Genomic DNA, 4,338 nt, shown 5'->3' on the forward strand with positions numbered 1-4,338 from the left:
CCATAACCAGCAAGCGCTGAGAGACGAACCGCGCACCGGCATCGGGGCCAATCCTGACGCCGGTGCGCGGCCGCCATTCCTGCCACCAACACCTCCATCGCCACCCTGAACGCAACAACGCACGATTGGGGACGGTCGTCGGCTGCCCCACGCCGCCAGCTATAGAGCGACGGAAAACGCGATGTGAGGCGTTGGTCCGCGGCGGACCTAGCCCAATATTCATCGGGGAGACAAACTTCGTGTCGCTTTTCGCTCCGAAGCAAACTCAAGGGCTTTGTATCGATGAGCAGCAGCCCGGCGTCGTCAATCTGAGCGGTACTGCCGCCGCTTGTCAGCTGCAATCGGGGTCACGGCGAACATCTCGTGGCTGGAGCTGTACACGCAAGGGATTTATCGAAGTCAGCTTGCTCATGCTCATGCTCGCGATTCTGGTGGTAACTCAGGAGCGCCGAGTGACGGGCGACGGGTTGGCCCGTTACGAGGCCCTTACCGATCTGCTAAGCCACCAGCGAGTGCCCGACACCGCTTATTCCATGATTGGTCCTGTCTTCGCCGCACCACTGTGGTGGCTTGGTCGATATGCCGGCAACACTGAGCGGCTCCTCGGCAACTACAATTCACTTTTGTTCTGTCTGATGCTCGCCGCCTTCTACCTGATGTTGCGCCGCCATGTTGATGCGGGCTTGCTGCGTCGATTCCTTCTTATCCTGATCTCCGGCAGCATGATAGCTCCGCATTTGGCGGACTTCTATGGAGAGATGTTCACCCTGAGCACCCTGGGCGTTGGGCTGTTGGCTCTAGCATTGCGCCGCCCGCCTAAAGGGGCTCGGGCGGGAGCGTGGGCGCTGATCGTACTCGGGGTGGCAAACACGCCCGCCTCCATAGTCGGGTTAGCGTTCGTGGCTTGCCTCGAGGCCGTCCGCCGTCGACGCATCGGCCCGTTGGTGTCTGTGGTCACGGCAGCGACGCTCATCGCCGGCGAGGCCTGGCTGCGGCGGGGCGGACCGTTCGTCACTGGATATACCGACAATCATGGCGCCGAAACCGTTATGCCCTACTCCGGGCTTTCCGGTTTCTCTTATCCATTTATCCTCGGAGTGCTGGCGATCGTGTTCTCTTTCGGAAAAGGGCTGCTGTGGTTCACTCCCGGCCTTTTTCTGCCGGTCCGGCAACAGTTGTCTGCGGCGTCCAGGACGGACTCAGCTCTCGACCTTTGGCACGCATGGCTGCTGTGGACGACGTTCACGGTTGGCCTAATCGTCGTATACGCACAGTGGTGGGCGTGGTATGGCGGGATGTACTGGGGGCCGCGCTTCTTCCTCATCGCAATCTTGCCAGCAGCGCTCGGTCTTGCAATTTGGCTGAGCGATCCGCGGGGAAGTTCGATCCGGACAGCCGCCACCCTGGCCGTATTGGTGTTGTCGGTATGGGTAGCCGGTCTCGGCCTCGCATTCGACGACCTTTGGGCATGGACCTGCTATCAGGACGGGTACCGGCTGGAGGCTTTATGTCACTTCGCCCCAGAGTTCAGCCCGTTGTGGTACCCGCTGGTTGCAAAGCCGGACCTGAGCCCAAGGCAGGAACTGCAATTAGTACTGCATGCGGCGGTCCTGCTATGGCTTGCCGCACCGCTGATGACGCGTCTGGTGGACAACGGCCGCGTTTTCGTCCGAGGGCGGCGCGGGCGGCTTGACCCGAGGGCCTGGCACTGGTGACGCCTTCTGGTGTCAGGCTCGGCCGTAGCTTCGTCTCTGGCCGAGATCGGGCTGGCGTCTGAGGAGAGCCATCAGGGCCCCGGCAAAGTCGTGGTGCGTGTCCGGCTTGCGCTGGTTGGTGTAGACACGAAGGTGTGGGGAGATACAGGGCGGGCATGACCACTTCTGAAGATCATCGAGGTTCTCGAGGCCTTGTTGATCTGTTCGAAGTGAGCCATGCCCGCGCTGCCAACATCGCTGATCTCATCGTCGTCTCGCGCACCAGCCGGGTTGTCCGCGCCGTTTGCGCTCCCGGGCTACTCGCGGCGTTGGCGGACCTGCCCGATCCGCGGGCCCGCCGAGGAGTCCGTCATGCGCTTTGCACAGTGGTCGGGGCGATGGTCTGCGGGTGGTCGCCGGCTGCCGCTCGTACACGGCCATCGGTGAATGGGTCGCGGACCTGCCCGCGGACACCGCGCAGATGCTGGGTATCAACCCGCGGCGGCGTCCGTCGGAGGCGATGCTCCGCCGGCTGCTGCAGGGCCTGGACGCCGACCGGCTGACCGCGGTGATCGCCGCGCGGCTGGCCACCCGGACTCCCGCGACGGGTGCGAGGCGGGCGATCGCGGTCGACGGCAAGAGCATCCACAGTCCCGCACTTCTCGCAGCGCGGGACTGTGGATCTAAAGGTGTTTCCGGCCTGACCTGCCAGGCGTTGTGCCTGGTGAGGAGGGTGCCGTGATGACCGCGGCATAGAACGACGTGACTGGACGTAAGAAGCGGGCGGAGCCGTCGGCGGAGGCGAAGGCCGCCGTCGAGCTGGTTCGGGCAGCCAAGGAGCAAGGGCTGTCGCTGACGGGTCCGGATGGGCTGCTCAGGCAGTTGACCAAGACGGTCCTGGAGACCGCGTTGAACGAGGAGATGACTGAGCACCTCGGTTATGCCAAACATGAACCCGACGGCGCCGGCGCGGGCAACATCCGTAACGGCACCAGGGCGAAGACGGTGCTGACCGACTGCACCGGCCCGGTGCAGATCGACGTTCCCCGGGACCGGGCTGGCACCTTCGAGCCGCAGATCGTCAAGAAGCGGCAGCGCCGTTTGTCCGGGGTCGACGAGGTCGTGTTGTCGCTGTATGCCAAAGGGCTGACGACCGGGGAGATCAGCGCGCACTTCGCCGAGATCTACGGCGCTTCGGTCAGCAAGGAGACGATCTCGCGGATCACGGACAAGGTGATCGAGGAGATGACCGACTGGTCGCACCGACCCCTTGATGAGATTGACGCGGCGGTGTTCATTGACGCGATCGTGGTTAAGGTGCGGGCTCTGTCGCTGATCTTGTGATGTGGACAGGTCGGTCGCCAAGTCGGTGCTTTCGGTGATCATGTCTGGCGTGTTCGCTTGTGGAGCAGGTATTGCCGCATCTCTCGCTTCTGTTTATTGAGGCGGTTGAGCAGCGTGACGGCGTCGTGGTGCTGTCCGCGCGGGTCAGGGCGGGGACCGCGCGGTGTGGTCGGTGCCAGCAGCGGTCGGCCAGGGTTCATGGCCGGTATCAGCGCAGGTTGCGTGATGTCGTGATCGGCGGAACGGCATTGCTGCTTGAGGTGCAGGTCCGGCGGTTTCGCTGCGACAACGTCACCTGCCCGGCGCGGACGTTCGCCGAGCAGATCGAGGGGCTGACCAGTCCCCATGCGCGACTGACGCCGGGGCTGCGGGGCATGCTGACGCAGATCGGTTTGGCGTTGGCTGGCCGGGCCGGTTCCCGGTTGGCGTCGGTGATCGGGGTCGCTGCCGGTCGCGACACGTTGTTGCGGCTGGTCAAGGCGCTGCCTGACCCGCCGAAGACGCCGATCACCGTCCTCGGCGTCGACGACTTCGCGTTCCGCCGAGGCCGTCATTACGGCACTGTGCTGATCGACATGGACCGCCACCGCCCGGTCGACATGTTCGACGGCCGCGACGATGACAGCCTCGCTGAGTGGCTGCGGCAGCACCCCGAGATCGAGGTGATCTGCCGGGACCGGGCCGGCGGCTATGGCGAAGGCGCCCGCTGCGGCGCCCCTCAGGCGGTTCAGGTCGCGGACCGGTTCCATCTCTGGCAGAACCTGGGCCAGGCGGTCGAGAAGACCGTCAACGCCTATCGGTCCCGGCTCGCCGCCCCGCCGCCTCGGCCGGCGGACGACACCATGCCCGCCGAGGTGCAGCCGCTACCCGAGAAGAAAATCGTGACCCGCCTGCGTGAACACCACATCGCTGTTCACCAACTGGCTGCTCAGGGACTGAACAAGTCCGCGATCGGCCGCAAGCTCGGCCTGCACCAGGCCACGGTCCGCAAATACCTGAACGCCGCCAGTTTCACCGAGTTGACCGCCGTCACCGAGCAACGCGCGCACCTCGTCGACGACTACGTCGCTCACCTGCACCAGCGCTGGAACGATGGACAACGCAACGCCACGCAGCTGTTCCGAGAGATCAAACAGCAGGGTTATCCCGGCGGAGAACTGGCCGTCCAGCGTTACCTACGTCGCTTCCGCAAAGGCCTCGGCCATCAGGGCGTTCGCAAGGTTGAGATATGACCGGATGGCCGGTTGTGGGGTAGTCACGCCGGTTTCGGTGGGTACGTAGAAGAGCGCGGTCTTCTGGT

The 4,338-nt window shown here is 64.4% G+C and carries 3 protein-coding genes and 1 pseudogene; all 4 read left to right on the top strand.

Going from position 1 to position 4,338, the window contains the following annotated elements:
• Window positions 1-239: 239 nt before the first annotated feature.
• The 4 genes and pseudogenes from ABZS40_RS36330 (at window position 240) to ABZS40_RS36345 (ending at window position 4,270) form a co-directional block, all read left to right on the top strand.
• Window positions 240-1,715 carry a hypothetical protein gene (locus tag ABZS40_RS36330; RefSeq protein ID WP_354949243.1) on the top strand — a complete coding sequence of 492 codons (1,476 nt, stop codon included), beginning with the start codon at window positions 240-242 and terminating at the stop codon, window positions 1,713-1,715.
• 388 nt (window positions 1,716-2,103) lie between these two features.
• Window positions 2,104-2,436: a hypothetical protein gene (locus ABZS40_RS36335; RefSeq protein ID WP_354949245.1), complete on the top strand. Its 333-nt coding sequence runs from the start codon at window positions 2,104-2,106 to the stop codon at window positions 2,434-2,436.
• A 20-nt stretch (window positions 2,437-2,456) separates the two neighbouring features.
• Window positions 2,457-3,017: pseudogene (locus tag ABZS40_RS36340) on the top strand (transposase); the annotation flags it as partial.
• A gap of 80 nt (window positions 3,018-3,097) precedes the next feature.
• The gene (locus tag ABZS40_RS36345) at window positions 3,098-4,270 is read left to right on the top strand and encodes an ISL3 family transposase (RefSeq protein ID WP_354949247.1); all 1,173 of its coding nucleotides are present in this window, start codon (window positions 3,098-3,100) and stop codon (window positions 4,268-4,270) included.
• Window positions 4,271-4,338: the final 68 nt, after the last annotated feature.

The organism is Micromonospora sp. NPDC005324, assembly GCF_040607155.1.
Classification (GTDB): domain Bacteria; phylum Actinomycetota; class Actinomycetes; order Mycobacteriales; family Micromonosporaceae; genus Micromonospora; species Micromonospora trifolii.